This is a genomic window from Streptomyces violascens (assembly GCF_014649955.1).
In the GTDB taxonomy this organism is placed as follows: Bacteria; Actinomycetota; Actinomycetes; order Streptomycetales; family Streptomycetaceae; genus Streptomyces; species Streptomyces violascens.
On the sequence record NZ_BMUA01000006.1, the window covers coordinates 212137 to 227387 of the forward strand.

The 15251-nt window shown below is 72.1% G+C and carries 18 protein-coding genes; 8 read left to right on the forward strand and 10 right to left on the reverse strand.

Features of this window, described 5'->3' with window-relative positions:
• Nucleotides 1–14 precede the first annotated feature (14 nt).
• Nucleotides 15–596 carry a DNA-3-methyladenine glycosylase I gene (locus tag IE206_RS15845; protein WP_189962788.1) on the reverse strand — a complete coding sequence of 194 codons (582 nt, stop codon included), beginning with the start codon at nucleotides 594–596 and terminating at the stop codon, nucleotides 15–17.
• Nucleotides 593–988 carry a DivIVA domain-containing protein gene (locus IE206_RS15850; protein ID WP_226599903.1) on the reverse strand — a complete coding sequence of 132 codons (396 nt, stop codon included), beginning with the start codon at nucleotides 986–988 and terminating at the stop codon, nucleotides 593–595. The genes IE206_RS15845 and IE206_RS15850 overlap by 4 nt, the downstream gene beginning before the upstream one ends.
• 113 nt (nucleotides 989–1101) lie before the next feature.
• On the opposite strand from IE206_RS15850, the gene folP reads away from it, so the two are divergent.
• Entirely contained in the window at nucleotides 1102–1986 is an 885-nt protein-coding gene (folP, locus tag IE206_RS15855; RefSeq protein WP_189962789.1) for a dihydropteroate synthase, read from the forward strand.
• Nucleotides 1987–2029: 43 nt separating this feature from the next.
• Here the strand turns inward: folP and IE206_RS15860 are convergent, their stop codons facing one another.
• Nucleotides 2030–2791, reverse strand: coding sequence for an LOG family protein (locus IE206_RS15860; RefSeq protein WP_189962790.1), 762 nt, complete (start codon nucleotides 2789–2791; stop codon nucleotides 2030–2032).
• A gap of 197 nt (nucleotides 2792–2988) precedes the next feature.
• Nucleotides 2989–4068 (reverse strand): succinyl-diaminopimelate desuccinylase, encoded by a 1080-nt coding sequence (dapE, locus tag IE206_RS15865; protein WP_189962791.1) that lies wholly within the window; start codon nucleotides 4066–4068, stop codon nucleotides 2989–2991.
• A gap of 58 nt (nucleotides 4069–4126) precedes the next feature.
• Here dapE and IE206_RS15870 point away from each other — a divergent pair, with 58 nt between their 5' ends.
• Both IE206_RS15870 and IE206_RS15875 read left to right on the forward strand, forming a co-directional pair.
• Nucleotides 4127–5095, forward strand: coding sequence for a VldE C-terminal domain-containing protein (locus IE206_RS15870; RefSeq protein WP_444545507.1), 969 nt, complete (start codon nucleotides 4127–4129; stop codon nucleotides 5093–5095).
• 300 nt (nucleotides 5096–5395) lie between these two features.
• Entirely contained in the window at nucleotides 5396–5851 is a 456-nt protein-coding gene (locus tag IE206_RS15875) for an ATP-binding protein (RefSeq protein ID WP_189962792.1), read from the forward strand.
• A gap of 77 nt (nucleotides 5852–5928) precedes the next feature.
• Here IE206_RS15875 and dapC read toward each other — a convergent pair whose 3' ends face one another.
• Nucleotides 5929–7026, reverse strand: coding sequence for a succinyldiaminopimelate transaminase (gene dapC / locus IE206_RS15880; protein WP_189962793.1), 1098 nt, complete (start codon nucleotides 7024–7026; stop codon nucleotides 5929–5931).
• 105 nt (nucleotides 7027–7131) lie between these two features.
• Nucleotides 7132–7452: a ferredoxin gene (fdxA, locus tag IE206_RS15885; protein WP_018845645.1), complete on the reverse strand. Its 321-nt coding sequence runs from the start codon at nucleotides 7450–7452 to the stop codon at nucleotides 7132–7134.
• 141 nt (nucleotides 7453–7593) lie between these two features.
• Between fdxA and IE206_RS15890 the strand changes: the two genes are divergently transcribed.
• The 5 genes from IE206_RS15890 (at nucleotide 7594) to IE206_RS15910 (ending at nucleotide 11573) form a co-directional block, all read left to right on the forward strand.
• Nucleotides 7594–8589, forward strand: coding sequence for a GNAT family N-acetyltransferase (locus IE206_RS15890; protein ID WP_189962794.1), 996 nt, complete (start codon nucleotides 7594–7596; stop codon nucleotides 8587–8589).
• 17 nt (nucleotides 8590–8606) lie between these two features.
• Complete coding sequence (locus IE206_RS15895) at nucleotides 8607–9437, forward strand: transglutaminase family protein (RefSeq protein WP_189962795.1); 831 nt, start codon at nucleotides 8607–8609, stop codon at nucleotides 9435–9437.
• Between the two features lie 244 nt (nucleotides 9438–9681).
• Nucleotides 9682–10332 (forward strand): C39 family peptidase, encoded by a 651-nt coding sequence (locus tag IE206_RS15900; protein WP_189962796.1) that lies wholly within the window; start codon nucleotides 9682–9684, stop codon nucleotides 10330–10332.
• 156 nt (nucleotides 10333–10488) lie between these two features.
• A complete protein-coding gene (locus IE206_RS15905) occupies nucleotides 10489–10977 on the forward strand; it encodes a DUF11 domain-containing protein (protein WP_189962797.1) in 489 nt (162 codons plus the stop codon).
• Between the two features lie 95 nt (nucleotides 10978–11072).
• Nucleotides 11073–11573 (forward strand): hypothetical protein, encoded by a 501-nt coding sequence (locus tag IE206_RS15910; protein ID WP_226599905.1) that lies wholly within the window; start codon nucleotides 11073–11075, stop codon nucleotides 11571–11573.
• Between the two features lie 9 nt (nucleotides 11574–11582).
• Here the strand turns inward: IE206_RS15910 and IE206_RS15915 are convergent, their stop codons facing one another.
• The 4 genes from IE206_RS15915 to IE206_RS15930 all read right to left on the reverse strand — a co-directional run bounded on the left by IE206_RS15915 (nucleotide 11583) and on the right by IE206_RS15930 (nucleotide 15053).
• A complete protein-coding gene (locus tag IE206_RS15915; RefSeq protein WP_373300924.1) occupies nucleotides 11583–12188 on the reverse strand; it encodes a response regulator transcription factor in 606 nt (201 codons plus the stop codon).
• Nucleotides 12185–13312, reverse strand: a complete 1128-nt coding sequence (locus IE206_RS15920; protein ID WP_226600042.1) for a sensor histidine kinase — start codon at nucleotides 13310–13312, stop codon at nucleotides 12185–12187. The genes IE206_RS15915 and IE206_RS15920 overlap by 4 nt, the downstream gene beginning before the upstream one ends.
• 68 nt (nucleotides 13313–13380) lie before the next feature.
• Complete coding sequence (locus tag IE206_RS15925) at nucleotides 13381–14121, reverse strand: ABC transporter permease (protein WP_189962799.1); 741 nt, start codon at nucleotides 14119–14121, stop codon at nucleotides 13381–13383.
• Nucleotides 14118–15053 carry an ABC transporter ATP-binding protein gene (locus IE206_RS15930; RefSeq protein WP_189962800.1) on the reverse strand — a complete coding sequence of 312 codons (936 nt, stop codon included), beginning with the start codon at nucleotides 15051–15053 and terminating at the stop codon, nucleotides 14118–14120. The genes IE206_RS15925 and IE206_RS15930 overlap by 4 nt, the downstream gene beginning before the upstream one ends.
• Nucleotides 15054–15251 lie beyond the last annotated feature (198 nt).

A 15251-nucleotide genomic window follows, 5' to 3' on the forward strand; every position in this document is an offset into this window, starting at 1 on the left:
GTCCGGGGCGGTGCTCAGGCGCCGCCCCGTGCCACGCAGTCCACGAGGTGGTCGTCGACCAGGCCGCACGCCTGCATCAGGGCGTACGCCGTGGTCGGGCCGATGAAGCGCAGGCCGCGCTTCTTCAGGTCCTTGGACAGGGCCGTCGACTCGTCGGTGACGGCCGGGACTTCGGACAGGGTGCGCGGGGCCGGGCGGGTCGCCGGGTCCGGGGCGTACGACCAGATGAGGGCGTCCAGCTCGCCGGGTGACCAGGTGGCGAGCGCCTGCGCGTTGGCGATCGTCGCCTCGATCTTGAGGCGGTTGCGGATGATGCCCGCGTCGCCGAGCAGACGCTCCTTGTCGGCGTCGGTGAACTCGGCCACCTTCGCGATCCTGAAGTCGGCGAAGGCCTTCCGGAAGCCCTCGCGGCGGCGCAGGATCGTGATCCAGGAGAGCCCCGACTGGAAGGCCTCCAGGCAGAGCCGTTCGTACAGCGCGTCGTCGCCGTGCACCGCGCGGCCCCACTCGGTGTCGTGGTACGCCACGTACTCCTCGGCCGAGAGCCCCCAGGGGCAGCGCAGCCGGCCGTCGGGCCCTGGGATCGCGCCGCTCATCGCCGGTGCTCCTCGTCGGACGGCTCGGACGCGGGCTCCTGTGCGGCGAGGTCCTGTGGCGCGGGGCCCTGGCCGCCGGCCACGAGGCGCTTCCGGCTGCTTTCGAGGGTGGTGTGGAGCTCGGCGATCCGCGCGTCCCGCTCGGCGAGCTCCGCGCCCAGCCTGCTCAGCACGTCGTCGACGTCCGCCATCCGGTAGCCCCGCAGCACCACCGGGATGCGCAGCGCCTCCACGTCCGCCCGGGCCACGGGGCGGTGCTCGGGCAGCGGGTCCACCAGGTGCTCCGGCTCGGCGTCGGGCAGCACCGCGCCGTCGTCGCCACCTCCGCCCACGACGGCGAGGGTCACGGCGGCGACCACGACGACCATCGCGATCAGCAAGAACCAGAACACGAGCGAGCCTCTTCCCGACGCCGGAAACTGTTCGGGTCCGATCGTGCCATGCGGCACTGACAGTTAGGGTCGCAGGCGAACAACGGCCCGGACCACAGCAAAGGACACAGGGGATGCACAGCGGAACGGACCGCGGCACGCTGCGGCTGGGAAGACGCGAGTTCGCCGCGTACGAACCGGTGATCATGGCCATCGTGAACCGGACCCCCGACTCCTTCTACGACCAGGGTGCGACCTTCCACGACGAGCCCGCGCTCGCCCGCGTGGAGCAGGCGGTGGCCGAGGGCGCGGCCATCATCGACATCGGCGGGGTGAAGGCGGGCCCCGGCGACGAGGTCACGCCCGAGGAGGAGGCGCGGCGCACGGTCGGCTTCGTGGCCGAGGTGCGCAGGCGGTTCCCCGACGTGGTCATCAGCGTGGACACCTGGCGGCACGACGTGGGCGCGGCGGTCTGCGAGGCGGGCGCGGACGTCCTGAACGACGCGTGGGGCGGCGTCGACCCCAAGCTCGCCGAGGTCGCGGCGCGCTACGGGGCGGGCCTTGTGTGCACCCACGCGGGCGGTGTGGAGCCGCGCACCCGACCGCACCGGATCGCGTACGACGACGTGGTCGCGGACATCCTGCGGGTCACTGTGGGCCTCGCGGAGCGGGCCGTGGAGCTGGGGGTGCGGCCCGACGGGATCATGATCGACCCCGGTCACGACTTCGGGAAGAACACCCGGCACAGCCTGGAGGCGACGCGGCGCCTCCAGGAGATGTCCGACACCGGGTGGCCGGTCCTGGTCTCGCTGTCCAACAAGGACTTCGTGGGCGAGACGCTGGACCGGCCGGTCAAGGAGCGGGTGATCGGGACGCTGGCGACGACGGCGGTGTCCGCGTGGCTGGGTGCCCGGGTCTACCGCGTCCACGAGGTGGCCGAGACCCGCCAGGTCCTGGACATGGTGGCCTCCATCGCGGGCCACCGCGCCCCAGCGGTGGCCCGGCGGGGGCTGGCCTAGGGCGCGCCTGGCGTCCCGTCCCCCTTCTGGCCCGGGGGCGCGCCTAGCGTCCCGTCTCCTTGGTGACCAGCGCGACCGCCTCGTCCACGTCGTCGGTGACGTGGAACAGCAGGAGGTCGCCCGCGGAGGCCTTGCCCTGGCCGACCACGGTGTTCCTCAGCCAGTCCACGAGCCCGCCCCAGTACTCCGTGCCGAACAGCACGATCGGGAAGCGGGTGACCTTGCGGGTCTGGACCAGGGTGAGGGCCTCGAACAGCTCGTCCAGGGTGCCGAGTCCGCCCGGCAGCACCACGAAGCCCTGCGCGTACTTGACGAACATCGTCTTGCGCACGAAGAAGTAGCGGAAGTTGACCCCGATGTCGACGTGCGGGTTGAGCCCCTGCTCGAAGGGGAGCTCGATGCCGAGGCCGACGGAGACGCCGTTGCCCTCCCGCGCGCCCCGGTTGGCGGCCTCCATCGCGCCGGGGCCGCCGCCGGTGATCACGGCGAAGCCCGCGTCGACCAGGGCCCGCCCGATCCGCACGCCCGCCTCGTACTCGGGCGACCCGGCCGGTGTACGGGCCGAGCCGAACACGCTGATGGCGCTGGGCAGTTCGGCGAGCGCGCCGAAGCCTTCGACGAACTCGGACTGAATGCGCATGACCCGCCACGGGTCGGTGTGCACCCACTGGGAGTCGCCCTCGGAGTCCAGGAGGCGCTGGTCGGTGGTGCCGGCCTGCACCTGATCGCGGCGGCGAAGCACTGGTCCGAGCCGCTGTTCCAGCCGCTGCTCCGCCGGAAACGGGCTTCCCTCGGGGTTGGCCATGCCGTGCTCCCTCCGCTGACGATGTTGCGCGTGCTCAGCCAGGGTAGGTCGGTGAACGTTACGAATGGCGAAATTCAGGCAGGCCGCACCACGACCGAAGCCTTGAAAGACTTGGAAGAAGGGCTCGCCCGCCCGGAGCGAGCCCCTCAGGACGTCATCGAGCCCTCAGAGGAAGGCTCGGTCGGTCACCAGAAGGCTCAGTCGGTCAGCCAGGCGTACAGCCGCTGCTCGCACCGCGTGATCCGGTCCACGACGACGTGTTCGTTGCGCTTGTGGGCGAGCAGCGCGTCGCCGGGCCCGTAGTTGACGGCGGGCACACCGAGGTCGCCGAAGCGCGAGACGTCGGTCCAGCCGAACTTGGGCCGCGCGGTGCCGCCGACCGCCGCCATGAAGGCGGCCGCCGCCGGGTGCGAGAGCCCGGGCAGCGCGGCCCCCGAGTGGTCGTCGACGACGAACTCGGCGATGTCGCAGTCCGCGAAGACCTCGCGGACGTGGGCGACGGCCTGCTCGCCCGTGATGTCGGGGGCGTACCGGTAGTTGACGACGACCGTGCACTCGTCCGGGATCACATTGCCGGCGACGCCGCCCTCGACGCGTACGGCGTTGAGGCCCTCGTGGTACTCCAGGCCGTCGATCACCGGGCGGCGCGGCTCGTAGGCGGCCAGCTTCGCGAGGATGGGGGCGGCCTTGTGGATGGCGTTGGAGCCCATCCAGCTGCGCGCGGAGTGGGCGCGCTCGCCCCGGGTCTTCAGCAGGACCCGCAGCGTGCCCTGGCAGCCGCCCTCGACCTCGGTGTCGGACGGTTCGAGCAGCACCGCGAAGTCGCCCGCCAGCCACTCGGGGTGGGCCTCGGCGACCTTGCCGAGGCCGTTGAGGTGGGCCGCGACCTCTTCGTTGTCGTAGAACACGAAGGTCAGGTCCCGGTTGGGCGCGGTCACCGTCTGTGCGATGCGCAGCTGGACCGCCACGCCCGACTTCATGTCGCTCGTCCCGCAGCCCCACAGCACGCCGTCCTCGTCGAGGCGGGAGGGCACGTTGTCGGCGATCGGCACGGTGTCGATGTGCCCGGCCAGGATGATCCGCTCGGGCCGGCCCAGGTTCGTGCGCGCCACGATGTTGTTGCCGTGCCGGTCGACGGTGAGGTGCGCCAGCTTGCGCAGCTCGCGCTCGATGGCGTCCGCGAGGGGCTTCTCCTCGCCGCTCACGGAGGCGAAGTCGACGAGCTGGGCGGTCAGCGTGGGCGCGTCCGCGGTGAGATCCAGGGTGGTATCGGCCATGGATCCGACCCTAGCTCCCCCGCCGAGGCTCTCTTCGCGCTCCAGTACGGTGGGCACCGTGTCCGAGCCCATCGACCTCCCGCGCCCCTCCCGACGCGGCCGCCTCCTGCGTATCGGAGCGGCCCTCGTGGTCCTGCTCGCGATCGCCGGATATCTGGTGGTGCAGTACGTGAGCGGGGGTCCGGGCGCGCCCAGATGCGTGGCGGGGACGGGTGACGGGCAGGGGGCCACGTTCGAGATGAGCCCCGAGCAGGCCGAGAACGCGGCGACCATCTCGGCCGTCGGCATCTCGCACGGGATGCCGGAGCGGGCGGTGACGATCGCCCTTGCCACCGCGATGCAGGAGTCGGGCCTGCGCAATCTGAACCACGGCGACCGGGACTCGCTCGGCCTGTTCCAGCAACGGCCCTCGCAGGGCTGGGGCAACGCCGAACAGATCATGGATCCGGTCTACTCGGCCGGGAAGTTCTACAAGCACCTCGCCGAGGTCCCCGGCTACTCGCGGCTGCCGCTGACCGTGGCCGCGCAGAAGGTGCAGCGCAGCGCCTACCCGCAGGCGTACGCGAAGCACGAGCCGGACGCGGCGGTCCTCACGGCCGCGCTGACCGGCCGCGAGTCCGCGTCGCTGACCTGCACGGTCGCCAAGAACGCGCGGCCGGGCGACCCCGCGCAGGTGCGTGCCGGGCTGACGAAGGCGTTCGGTGAGGGCACGGCTCCGGACGGGCAGTCGACCGGCGCGGGCCGCGAGGTCACGGTGCCGGTGCGCGTCACCGAGGGCACGGCCGGGGCGGGCGCCGAGCGGGAGCAGCGCGGCTGGGCGCTGGCGCACTGGGCGGTCGCCCAGGCCTCCTCGCTGCACATCGCGCAGGTCTCCTACGCGGGCCGCACCTGGAGCGCGGACGACTCGGCCGACGGCTGGTCCAAGGCCCCGGCCTCCGCGACGGCCCCCGCCTCGACCGGGCGGGGTTCCGCCGCCGGTCCCTCGGGCGACGGTACGCAAGAGGTACGAATCACCCTCGCGCCATAACCGGCTGTCCGTTCGGCAGGGCACTCGACCGAAGTACCCCTTCCTTCCAGGCATGAGGTTTCGCACCCGCGTCCGGACGCCGATCCGAAGAATCGTCAATTCCCTTGAAAACAAAGGAATCTGACGAGCCGTCACAGCCATGGGCGGTGATTCATTTGCCCGTTTTTATCCGGAGTAGATAATGCGACGCATTACGAACTCTTTACCTATGGTCACCGCAACCTCCCCTCCCCTCACAGCGGTTGTCACTGCGTCCGAACGCCGGACAGTCACACATTTCCAACCGTCTGAAGGAGCATCATGTCCCTCCCCCTGACCCGTCGGATCGCCCGCGCCGCGCTGCTCATCGCGGCAGGTGCAGCGCCCGTGGTCGGTGCGGCCGGCTCCGCAAGCGCCGTGGAACTTCCCCAGACCGCGCCCAACCTCGGCGGCCTGACCCAGATGGACCCCAGCACGGTCAGCAACACCGTCGACGGGGTGGCCCAGAAGGCCACCGGCCTGGCCGGCGACACCGGCGCCGCCACCCTCAAGAAGGCCGCTCCGATGGCGGGCAGGACGGTCGGACAGGCGGGCAAGGTGGCCACCCCGGCCGCCCAGAAGACGGCCGGTGACGCGGCGGGCAGCGCGGGCGAGATCCTCGGCCAGGCCGCCCAGACCGCCACCCAGGGCGGCCTGCCCACCCCCCAGGGCGTGCCCACCCCGGGCCTGGCGGGCGCCGAGCAGCTCCCGCTGAAGGGCCTGCCGATCGGCGGCTGAGCCGCAGCGCAAGGTGATGCGAAGGGGCCCGGGGAGTGCAGACTCCCCGGGCCCCTTCGTGTGCGTACGCCGACGGGCTACTGCCCGAGCCGCTTCACGGCCGCCTCGACGCGTTCGTCGGTCGCCGTGAACGCGACCCGCACGAACCGCTCGCCCGCCTCGCCGTAGAAGTCTCCGGGCGCCACCAGGATGCCGAGCTCGGCGAGGTGGGCCACCGTCTCCCAGCAGCCCTCGTCGCGGGTCGCCCACAGGTACAGGCTGGCCTCGCTGTGCTCGATGCGGAAGCCGTGCTTGACCAGGGCCTCGCGCAGCGCCGCCCGCCGCGCCGCGTACCGCGCCCGCTGCTCCTGTACGTGCGCGTCGTCGCCCAGGGCCGCGACGGTGGCCGCCTGCACGGGCGCGGCGGTCATCATGCCGCCGTGCTTGCGGATCTGGAGCAGCTCGCCCAGAACGGCCGCGTCACCGGCGATGAACGCCGCCCGGTAGCCGGCCAGGTTGGAGCGCTTGGACAGCGAGTGGACGGACACGATGCCCTCGTAGCTGCCGCCGCACACGTCCGGGTGCAGCACCGAGACGGGCTCGGCCTCCCAGCCCAGCTCCAGGTAGCACTCGTCCGAGAAGACCAGCACGCCGTGCTCGCGGGCCCACGCCACGATGCGTACGAGCTCGTCCTTGGCGAGGACCCGGCCGGTCGGGTTGGACGGCGAGTTGAGCCAGAGCAGCTTGAGGTCGGTGGGGTCGAGCTCGGTCGGGTCGTCGTACACGACGGGCTCCGCGCCGCACAGGCGCGCGCCGACCTCGTACGTCGGGTACGCGAGCCGCGGGTAGGCCACCTGGTCGCCGGCGCCGAGGCCGAGCTGGGTGGGCAGCCAGGCCACCAGTTCCTTGGAGCCGACCACCGGCAGGATGTTGGTGTGCTCGACGGAGCGCGCGCCGAGGCGCTTCTCCAGCCACCCCTTGATCGCGTCCCGCAGCGCGGGCGTGCCCCACACCGTCGGATAGCCCGGCGAGTTCGCGGCCCCGGTCAGGGCCTGCCGCACGAGCTCGGGGACCGGGTCGACGGGCGTGCCGACGGAGAGGTCCACGATGCCGTCCGGGTGGGCCGCGGCCGTCGCCTTGTACGGCTCCAGCTTGTCCCAGGGGAAGACGGGAAGGCGCGAGGAGACTGCGCTCACGAAAGGGGCTCACTTTCTCGTACGTACGGTGCTGCGGACGGCCGGGCCGGGAAACACCGCGGCCCCGCACGGCAGCTGAGCCGTGCGGGGACCGGGGAAGCGCGATCAGCCGTTCTGCGGCGGCAGCGCTGCGATGAAGGGGTGGTCCCGCTCGATCAGGCCGAGCTTGGAGGCGCCACCGGGCGAGCCGAGCTCGTCGAAGAACTCGACGTTCGCCTTGTAGTAGTCCTTCCACTCGTCCGGGGTGTCGTCCTCGTAGAAGATCGCCTCGACCGGGCAGACCGGCTCGCAGGCGCCACAGTCGACGCATTCATCCGGGTGGATGTACAAGGACCGGGAGCCCTCGTAGATGCAGTCGACCGGGCACTCTTCGATACACGCCTTGTCCTTGACGTCGACACAAGGCTGCGCGATGACGTAGGTCACGCTGTCGTTCCTCCTCGATAGGGCGCGGCGGGCCGATCTGCGGCTCCGTCCACGTGGCGCGCGGGAGCGCGGCGTCGTCGATGCCCACACCTAGTATCTCCGGTTCGGGGCACGATCCGAACAGGAGGGGCGGAGAGACCTGTGGAATTCACCACCGGCGGACGGCTTGAGGTCCGAATTACGGCCGCCGATACGGGCAAACGCGTATCAGTCCGGCGCCTGGACCCCAGCGGAACTCCAGGCTCACTGTTCGCGGACACGGTCGGCGTACTCACATCATGGGACAACGGCGTGTTGTCGATCACACGAAAGAGCGGCGAGACGGTGCGCATCGAGGAGTCCACGCTGGTCGCGGGCAAGGTCGTGCCCGCGGCTCCGCCCCGCCGGCGCGGTCCCGCCGCCTCCTTCGAGGAGCTCGCGCCGGTCCTGGCGCGCGCCTGGCAGCCGGTGGAGAGCGAGCGGCTCGGCGACTGGACGCTGAGGGCCGCGGCCGGCTTCACCCGCCGGGCGAACTCGGTCCTCCCCCTCGGCGACCCCGGCCTCCCGCTGCCGGACGCCCTCGACCACGTACGCGCCTGGTACGCGGCCCGCGGTCTTCCCGCGTACATCCAGACCGCGACGGGCGCCGCGGGCACCCAGGAGCGCCTCTGCGCCGATCTTGAACAGGCGGGCTGGGAGCGCGAGGTGAGCGCCGAGGTGCGGATCGCGGCGCTCGCGCCGATCGCCGACCTGGACGCGGACGTGTCCCGGGTACGCCTCGATCGCACGGTCGACGAGGCGTGGCTGAGCCGCTACCAGCGGTCGTTGACCCCGGGCGAGCACGTCCTGGAGGTCCTGAACAGCGGGCCCTCGGTGTGGTTCGCCTCGGTACCCGGCGACGGGGCGGCGCCCGCGGCGATCGGGCGGTGCGTGGTGGACGGGCGCTGGGCGGGCTTCATGGCGGTCGAGGTGGACCCGGCGCTGCGCCGCCAGGGCCTCGCGACGGCCGTCATGACCGCGCTGGCCCGCCGCGCCCTGGACGAGGGCGCATCGGCCGCCTGGCTCCAGGTGGAGGCCGACAACGACGCCGCCCGCGCGCTCTACGAGGGCCAGGGCTTCGCGACGCACCACAGCTACCACCACTTCCGATCCCGCTGACCGGGTACGAGGCTGACATGAATCCGGAAGTCACCGACTGGCGGCGGGAGTTCGCCGAGGAGGCCCGCTCGGAGCGTCCCGACGTGGTTTCGCTCTGCCTCCTGCTCGGCGCGGTCGCCGACCCCGCGCTCGGCCAACGGGGCATCGACGCGGCCCACATCGAGCTGGACCGGCTCGCCGGGCTGCTCCCCTACGGCCTCACAGGCGCCCGCCCCTGGGCCCTTGCGACGGCCGAACTCCTCGGCGCCACCTGCGGCTTCCACGGCAGCCCACCCGACTACCAGCGCCTGGAGTCGTCCCTGCTGCACGAGGTGCTGCGGCGCCGGCGGGGCCTGCCCATCCTGCTCTCGGTGGTCTGGATCGAGGTGGCCCGGCGGGCCGGGGCGCCGGTGTACGGGGTCGCGCTGCCCGGCCACTTCGTGGTGGGCTTCGGCCCGCCCCGGGACCGGGTCCTGGCCGACCCGTTCGACGGGGGCCGCCTCCTGACCGGCGTGGATACGGAGCTCCTGGTGGCCGGGGCGACGGGCGCGCCGCTCGACGAGTCGATGCTCAGCCCGGCCGCCCCGCTGGACGTCATCCTGCGCATCCTGAACAACATCCGCGCGTGGGCCGCGGCGCGCCCGGAGCGCAGCGACGTCGCCCTGTGGGCGGTGGAGCTCTCCCTGCTGCTCCCCTCCCACCCGGCCCGCCTGCGCTTCGAGCGGGCGCAACTCCTGGTGCAGCGGGGCGACTTCCTGGCGGGGGCGGCCGAGCTCGACCGGTACGCGGACGTGGTGGAGCCGGTGGAGCCGACCACCGCGGAATCGGTTCGCCGCCGGGCGAGGGCGGCCCGGGCCATGCTCAATTAGCTCGGCCCGGGGTGGGGTTCTTCTGGGCGCGGGCCCATCCGGCTACGGCGGGGTGGGGGTGGTTTGGGTACGGCCCCGCCCCGCTACGGCCATTGCGGAGTTCCCCGCGCCCCCAACCCGCTTTCGACCGCAGACCGTGCGGGGCTGGTCGCGCGGTTCCCCGCGCCCCTGTAGGGCACCCAGCACTGCCGGTCGCGCCCGCCGTGGCGGAGCCCCGGGGCGGCGCCCCGCTTAGGGTCCCCCCATGAGCGACCGCCACCCCCGCGCCATCCACCCCGTCCCCTACCACTCCCAATGGGCCTCCCCCGAGCTCGTGGAGGAGATCGTCGAGGGCGCTCTGGACGCGGCCCAGGACCCGTTGTGGCGGGAGTACGGGGCCCAGACCCCCGAGGAGTACGCCTGGTGGTCCTGGCGGCTGTGCGGAGTCGCCTGCCTGCGGATGGCGCTGGAGTACTGGCAGGGCTCGGCGCCGACCCCGATGGAGCTCGCCGAGGAGTGCCTCGCGGCGGGCGCGTACGTCCGCCGGGACGACGGCCTTGACGGGCTGATCTACGCCCCGTTCGCCGCGTACGCCCACGAGCGATGGGGACTGAAGGCGGCAGCCCGACCCCACCTGCCGATGGCCGAGATCCCCCGACTCATCGCATCCGGGAACCTGTTGATGCTCTCCGTCCACCCCTCGATCCGCGAGCTCGCACCGGCCCCGGAGCGCCGGGGCGGCCATCTGGTCCTGGCGGTGGGGGTCACCGAGGACGCCCTCGTCCTTCACAATCCGTCCGGATTCCAGGGCCGCCGCTCGCAGGAGTTCGTCCATGTCCGGTGGGCCGACCTCGATCGGTTCTACGCGGGGCGGGGTGTCGTCATGGGGCCCGGCACCGGGCGGCCCGGGGCCTGAACCCGCCACATCCGGCCAATCCCCGCACCCCGCCGGAAAACCCTGCCGGAACGGCGACCAGCGGTCACAATCTGTTGACGCACCCTCAACCGGGCGTTCCCGATGGCCTGTTGAGGACGGCGCAGCCATGTCACCCCGACCTCGCCAGGAGTCCCCGTGTCACGCCTCAGACCGATAGCCGCCCGCCTCGCCCCCGCCCTGCTCCTCCCCCTCCTCACCACCCTCGGCCTCGCCGCCCCGGCCGCCGCCGACCCGGCACAGGCCGACCTCTCCGTGACCCTGGACGTCTCCCCCAAGGGGCTCGGCATCAACGCGGCCACGTTCACGGCGAACGTCACCAACACCGGGCCCGCGGCCGTCGGCGCCGCCCGGGTGTGGTTCAGCTATCCGGCCGGGTTCACGGCGCCCTCCGCGCCCGGCTGCACGCTCGACGGGACCAACCGGACCGCCGTCTGCGCGCTCGGCGCGATCCCGGCCGGCGCCACCGTCTCGAAGAAGCTGACGCTGCACGCCGGCCTCCTGGCGAGCGGCAGCCTCCCGGTCACGGCCGCCCTGGTCGACCTGACCCCCGCCGACCCGGACCCGGGCAACAACTCGGCGGTCCACGTCTGCTCGGCCCTGACCCTGCTCCTGGTCAGCTGCTGAAGCCTCCGGGACCCCCGGGGTCATGGATCACGGGGGTCCCACGGTGCACGATGGGGGCGGCGGATCTTCACCCCCGACGCGGGACGGGCTGGCACATGCAGACCAACACGGCCATGGCCGGGCTCCTGGCCCGCACCGATGTCTCCGGGCTCGGCGACGACGACGTCCCGGCGCCCTTCCGCGACGTCGTACGCCAGGGGTGGACGACGGCCCCCAGCGGCGCCCGGCTGCTCACGGCGCTGGTCGACACGACCCACGGGACGTACGTCGACGCCGTACAGGAGGAGTACGCCGTCAACGGGCGCGGGATGATCGACGAGGGCCTGCCCGCATCCGGCCCCGAGCGGGAGTGCGCCCTGCTGCGCAGGTGCCTCGCCTATGCCCGGATCGCCCTGATCGGCGCGCGCGAACAGTTCGGGGACGCGGGCGTGAAGGGATACGTCTCGCTGTCCACCGGCGGGTTCTACGAGGACACCGTCACCGCGTACGTCACCTTCTGCGCCGAGCACCCCGGCCTGGCGCGCTACCTCGGCCCCATCGAGGGCTACGAGGAAGAGGCCGTCGCCGAGCTCGCCCTCGACGACTTCGACCCCTGAGCCGCCCGGTTACAGCCAGCCCTTCTCGCGCGCGATGCGGACGGCCTCCGCACGGTTGCGGGCCGCCAGCTTCTGGATGGCCATGGAGAGGTAGTTGCGGACGGTGCCCTGAGAGAGGCAGAGGGCGGCGGCGAGTTCGGCGTTGGTCGCGCCGTCCTGCGCGGCCCGCAGCACGTCGCGCTCGCGGTCGGTCAGCGGGTTCGCCCCCTCGGCGAGGGCAGCGGCCGCGAGCGTCGGGTCGATGACCCGCTCGCCGTCGAGCACCTTCCGTACCGCCGTTGCCAGTTGGGCCGCCGGGGCGTCCTTCACCAGGAAGGCGTCCGCGCCGGACTCCATGGCGCTGCGCAGGTAGCCGGGGCGCCCGAAGGTGGTCAGGATGACGATCTTCACGTCCGGCAGCTCGCGGTGCAGCTGCGCCGCCGCCTCGATGCCGGTCATGCCCGGCATCTCGATGTCGAGCAGGGCCACGTCCACCGTGTGCTCGCGGGCCGCCGCGAGCACCTCGTCGCCCCGGGCGGCCTGCGCCACCACCTCCATGTCCGGCTCCAGACCGAGCAGCGCGGCGAGGGCCTCGCGGACCATGGACTGGTCTTCGGCCAGGAGTAGTCGGATCATGATCCGGATACTAGAGGGGTCGTGGGCGGGTCCGGAATCAGGGGGATCCGGGCGACCAGCGTGAAGCCCTTGCGGCCGGGTTCCGTCTCCAGCACTCCGGACACCTTCTCCAGGCGTTCCGCGAGGCCGGTCAGGCCGTTGCCCGGGACCGGGGAGGCCGAGCCGGACTTGCCGTCGTCCTGGACGCGCAGTTCGAGGAACCGGCCGTCCAGCGTCTGGCGTTCGCCGATGGTGACCGTGCAGTGGCGGGCGCCGCTGTGGCGCACCACATTGGTGGCCGCCTCGCGAAGGACCCAGGCGAGCACCTCCTCCTCGGCGGCGGGCAGGCCCTCGGGCGCCTTGGTCGGCACGTCCGCCTCGATGCCCGCCGCGCTCAACGCGGTCCGGGCGCCCGCGAGTTCGGCGGGCAGGGTCGCCCTGCGGTACCCGCTCACGGCGGCCCGTACGTCGACGAGGGCCTGCCGGCTCACCTGCTCGATGTCGGCCACCTGCTGGGCCGCCTGGTCGGGGTGGCCGGGCAGCATCCGTCCGGCCAGCTCGCTCTTGAGCGTGATGAGGGACAGGGAGTGGCCGAGCAGGTCGTGCAGATCGCGCGCCATCCTCAACCGCTCCTCGTTCGCGGCCAGCTGGGCCACGGTGGCCCGGGCCTCGCGCAGTTCCACCGACGTACGGATCAGATGGCGCACGCCCGTCATGGCGAAGCCGCCCAGGATCGCGGGGATGACCAGATCCGGCACGACGTCGCCGACGTGGGTGGCGCGCGTCCCGATCGCGGTCATCGTGGCGGTCGTGACCAGGATCGACCAGGTGGCGAGCGTGATCGGCAGCGTCGCCCCGCAGGAGACGGACACGTACACGAAGAGCACGAGCCAGGACGCGCCGAGGGTCAGGGAGAGGACGACCGCCAGCCCCGCCAGGAAGCCCAGGAGGCTGTAGACCGTCGTGTGGGCCAGGGGGCGGGCGGTGTGGCGCAGGACCAGGGCCAGGTAGACCGTCACGAAGGCGGCGAGGCCCAGCCAGCCGAGCACGGTCGCCGCGATGGTGTGGTTGCCGTCGAGCAGGTCGCCGATCGGGGCTGTCATGAAGGCGAGCCAGATGCCGACCCACATCAGCTTCTGCCACATCTGGCGGCGCGTCTCGGGGCTCAGCCCGATCCGCACCGCCGGGTCCTTGCGGCCCTGGTTCAGGGGACTCACGCCTTCAGGGTGTCCTTCCGGTACAGCCATGCCGCGCCGCCCGCGAAGAGCAGGAAGTAGAAGACGAGGATGGCGAGGTCCTTGCCGTGCGGGGCGTTGCCCAGCTCGATGGCCTGTCCGAGGGCAGCGTACGCGTGCGTGGGCAGCCACTCCGCGATGTTCTGCAGCCACTGCGGGAAGACGGTGCTGGGCATCCACAGACCGCCCAGGATCGACATGCCGAAGTAGATGATCATCGTGATCGGGCGGACCGCGTCACCGCTGGCGATGTAGCCGATGGCCACGCCGAGGGCCGCGAAGCAGAGCGAACCGGCCCAGATGGCGATGGTCAGCGCGCCCCACTGCCAGGCCTCGAAGCGCACGCCCTTGGCGGCGGCCGCGACGAGGAAGACGACCACGATGCAGGGCAGGGTCACGACGGCCGCGCTGGCGATCTTCGCGAGGACGTAGCCGCGGCCCGGCAGGGTGGTCAGGCGCAGCTGGCGCACCCAGCCCTTCTCGCGCTCCTTGGCGATCTTCTCGCTGTTGCCCATGAGGACGGCGGTGATCGCGCCGAAGGAGGCCATCGAGACCATGTACAGGGCGGGGAAGGTGAGGTCGGTGCCCTTGACCTTGTCGGTGCTGTTCTGCGAGGCCGCGAAGAGCAGGTAGAGGGCCGAGGGGTAGATCACCGAGAAGAACATGAACTTCTTGTTCCGCAGGGTGCGGGTGATTTCGAGCTTGATCAGCGTGTTCATCGTGCGTTGGCCTCCTCGGCCGAGGTGATGGCGACGAAGGCCTGCTCCAGGCCGAGGCCCGCGACTTCGAGGTTGCGCGGGTAGAGGCCGAGCCCGTACACCGCGTGCATCGTGGCGTCGGCGTCGTGCGACTGGATGCGGACGGTGCGGCCCGAGATGTCGATGGTGGACAGGAAGGGGAGCCCGCGCAGCGCGGCCTCGTCGATGGCGCCTTCGAGGTCGAAGCTGACCCGGCGGGCGCCGGCCTTGGCCTTGATCTCGGCCGCGGTGCCGTCCGCGAGCAGCTTGCCCTTGTGCAGGACGAGCACCCGGTCGGCGATCGCGTCGGCCTCTTCCAGGTAGTGCGTGGCGAACAGGACCGTACGGCCCTGGGCCGCCTGCTCGCGCATGGTCGCCCAGAAGGCCTGGCGGGCGGTGACGTCCATGCCGGTGGTCGGCTCGTCGAGGACGATCAGGTCGTTGGCCCCGGCGGTCGCGAGCGCGAAGCGGACGCGCTGCTCCTGGCCGCCGGAGAGCTTGTTGACCTTGCGATCGGCTATCTGGGTGATCCCGGCGCGGTCCATGACCTCGGCGACCGGGTACGGCTTGGGGTGCAGGTCGCAGCCGAGCTTGACCAGCTCGCGCACGGTCACGTCCTCCATCAGGCCGCCGCTCTGCAGCATCGCGCCGACCTTGCCGGCGTTGATGGCCTGCGAGGGCGTCATCCCGAAGAGGCTGACCCTGCCGGAGTCGGCGTTGCGCAGGCCGAGCAGCAGGTCGAGGGTGGAGGACTTGCCGGCGCCGTTGGGGCCGAGCAGGGCGACCGTCTCGCCGGGGTGCAGCCGCAGCGACAGGTCGGCCACGGCACGGACCTTGCCGTAGCTCTTGGTCACGTTCTCGAAGCTCACCACGGACTGTGCGGTCCGCTCGGCGGGAGGTGCTGTCTGCGTCATGGGTCAAGATTCGCCCGGACGCACCTCACGGCGGCAGTGCCGGGCGTCGTGACTCCCGCATGACGGATGTCATGGATGCAGGCATGACACCGCCCCCGCACCGCGGGGGTACGGGGGCGTTCGTGCCTCACAAGGGGCGCGGGCAACTGCACTGCCTGCCACGGACGGCCCGCACTGGGATCCTCGCACTCCCCGGTG

What these genes read in the sequence shown, in the direction of transcription:
- IE206_RS15860 (WP_189962790.1), bottom strand. Translation starts at nt 2,791, where the DNA reads ATGGCCAACCCCGAGGGAAGCCCGTTTCCGGCGGAGCAGCGGCTGGAA.
- dapE (WP_189962791.1), bottom strand. Translation starts at nt 4,068, where the DNA reads ATGGCCGATACCACCCTGGATCTCACCGCGGACGCGCCCACGCTGACC.
- IE206_RS15910 (WP_226599905.1), top strand. Translation starts at nt 11,073, where the DNA reads ATGCAGACCAACACGGCCATGGCCGGGCTCCTGGCCCGCACCGATGTC.
- IE206_RS15925 (WP_189962799.1), bottom strand. Translation starts at nt 14,121, where the DNA reads ATGAACACGCTGATCAAGCTCGAAATCACCCGCACCCTGCGGAACAAG.
- IE206_RS15915 (WP_373300924.1), bottom strand. Translation starts at nt 12,188, where the DNA reads ATGATCCGACTACTCCTGGCCGAAGACCAGTCCATGGTCCGCGAGGCC.
- IE206_RS15875 (WP_189962792.1), top strand. Translation starts at nt 5,396, where the DNA reads ATGTCCCTCCCCCTGACCCGTCGGATCGCCCGCGCCGCGCTGCTCATC.
- IE206_RS15930 (WP_189962800.1), bottom strand. Translation starts at nt 15,053, where the DNA reads ATGACGCAGACAGCACCTCCCGCCGAGCGGACCGCACAGTCCGTGGTG.
- IE206_RS15900 (WP_189962796.1), top strand. Translation starts at nt 9,682, where the DNA reads ATGAGCGACCGCCACCCCCGCGCCATCCACCCCGTCCCCTACCACTCC.
- folP (WP_189962789.1), top strand. Translation starts at nt 1,102, where the DNA reads ATGCACAGCGGAACGGACCGCGGCACGCTGCGGCTGGGAAGACGCGAG.
- IE206_RS15845 (WP_189962788.1), bottom strand. Translation starts at nt 596, where the DNA reads ATGAGCGGCGCGATCCCAGGGCCCGACGGCCGGCTGCGCTGCCCCTGG.
- IE206_RS15895 (WP_189962795.1), top strand. Translation starts at nt 8,607, where the DNA reads ATGAATCCGGAAGTCACCGACTGGCGGCGGGAGTTCGCCGAGGAGGCC.
- IE206_RS15920 (WP_226600042.1), bottom strand. Translation starts at nt 13,312, where the DNA reads ATGTGGCAGAAGCTGATGTGGGTCGGCATCTGGCTCGCCTTCATGACA.